The following is a 1,675-nucleotide window of genomic DNA, read 5'->3' on the forward strand; positions in this document are numbered from 1 at the left end:
ATACCACAGTCAGGATCTCATGAAGTAACCCAGCACCTCATCGGCATGAGGCCGGTTCTTTGGATTCCAGGCCAGCATTGACCTTATTAATTCCGCATAGCGTTTATCAATAGCTTCCACTTCTTTGAGTCGTTTGCTCAGGTGCTCATTATAAGCGTCTTGATCGTTCATCTTGTTCAGATCAAAGCGACTGGAAAAAAGCCTTTTGCGCGCCAACATCTCGAAGAAAATAACCCCCGCTGAAAAAACATCGGTTTTCCCGGAAATTGCCGTGGGCTCGTCATAAAAAAGTTCAGGAGGCCTGTAACCTTGTGTACAGGCTTTGTAATTTTCAGCCGGACCCGCATACTGAGACAGACCAAAATCAATGATGGAGAGATTGTCCCGGTCATCTACTACCAGATTTCCCAGTTTTAAATCCAGATGCCAGATCCCTGCATCATGCAAGTGAGCAACACCCTTCATTAACTGCCGGGCATAGGTCTCAACCGTCGGCAATGACAGCCCTGCAGGGTGAGTACATAAAATTTCTTGAAGTGATTTACCTGCGTAGGGCATCAGCAAAGTATTGTCCTTCGTATCAATAAACCTGACAATATTCGGGCCCTGAGACGCTCTGAGAAGCCACTTTTCAACCTTGAGATACCGTTCACACTCTTTACGCACAGCACACTTTCTCACGTAGATGCTTTTACCTACAGGGGACTCCCAGTGTTCACAGGTCGCAGAGAAGCTTTTATTCTCTCGTAATACTTTGGAGTACACCCTCTCCTCAGGCACATTAATCAGCCTGAGCTTACCCAGCACGTAATAAGCAGCCGATGCAACGATGTCACAGGGATTCCGGGAGCGACCTTGATCAGTCAGTAACCTGTTGCCGGGATAAGTAGCGCTTTGAACATCCATTGTTCTGTCCTTCCTGAGCTTGATATAAGATTTGAGTCACAAAAAGCAGAAAAAGTTTTCAGAAGAACTAACAGAAAGGTCAGTAAACCTGACCTATTGAGGGGGATAAAGCTCATTACTTATGTCACAATCAGGTTTTCATGAAGTAGCTCAGCACTTTCCCTGCGTCAGGCCGATGCTCCGGATTCCAGGCCAGCATTGACTTCAGCAAAGCCACATAGCGTTTATCAATAAGCGCCACCTTTTTCAGTTGCTGGTTCAGGTGCTCATAATAAGTGTGTTGGTTCATCATCTTGTTCTGATCAAACTTGTCGGGAAAGAGCTTTTTACACGTCAACAGCCTGAAGAGACAAACACCCGCTGAAAAAACATCGGTTTTACTGGAAATGGCCTCAGGTCCTTCGTAAAACATTTCAGGAGGTTTATAGCCTTTTGTACACACTTCCAGGTTTTCAGATGGACCTGCATACTGAGACAGACCAAAATCAATGATAGAGAGATTGTGTTCGTCATCTACTATCAGATTGTCCAGCTTTAAGTCCAGGTGCCAGATCCCCGAATCGTGCAAATGGGCGACCCCCTTCATTAACTGCCGGGCATAGGTCTCAAATTCGGGCTGTGATAACGCTTCTTTACTATGAATAAACTTTTCATAAAGTGACCGGCCTGCGTCGGGCATCAGTAAAGTATCGTCGTCCGATTCAATAAGCCTGACGATATTCGGGCCCTGAGCCTCTCTGAGAAGCGCCTTTTCCATCTTGAGTTGGTG

Annotated in this window: 2 protein-coding genes; both read right to left on the reverse strand. The window is 46.0% G+C overall.

What is annotated here, in order from left to right; translation table 11 throughout:
* Positions 1-9 precede the first annotated feature (9 nt).
* Entirely contained in the window at positions 10-906 is an 897-nt protein-coding gene (locus KDK19_RS01925) for a protein kinase (protein WP_257291241.1), read from the reverse strand.
* Between the two features lie 130 nt (positions 907-1,036).
* On the reverse strand, positions 1,037-1,675 hold a 639-nt coding region (locus KDK19_RS01930), incomplete at its 5' end, for a protein kinase (RefSeq protein ID WP_257291242.1).

Source organism: Endozoicomonas sp. ONNA1, assembly GCF_024606325.1.
Classification (GTDB): domain Bacteria; phylum Pseudomonadota; class Gammaproteobacteria; order Pseudomonadales; family Endozoicomonadaceae; genus Endozoicomonas_A.

Bases quoted from the DNA above. Each gene is read 5' to 3' on its own strand.
- KDK19_RS01925 (WP_257291241.1), bottom strand. From the start codon at position 906: ATGGATGTTCAAAGCGCTACTTATCCCGGCAACAGGTTACTGACTGAT.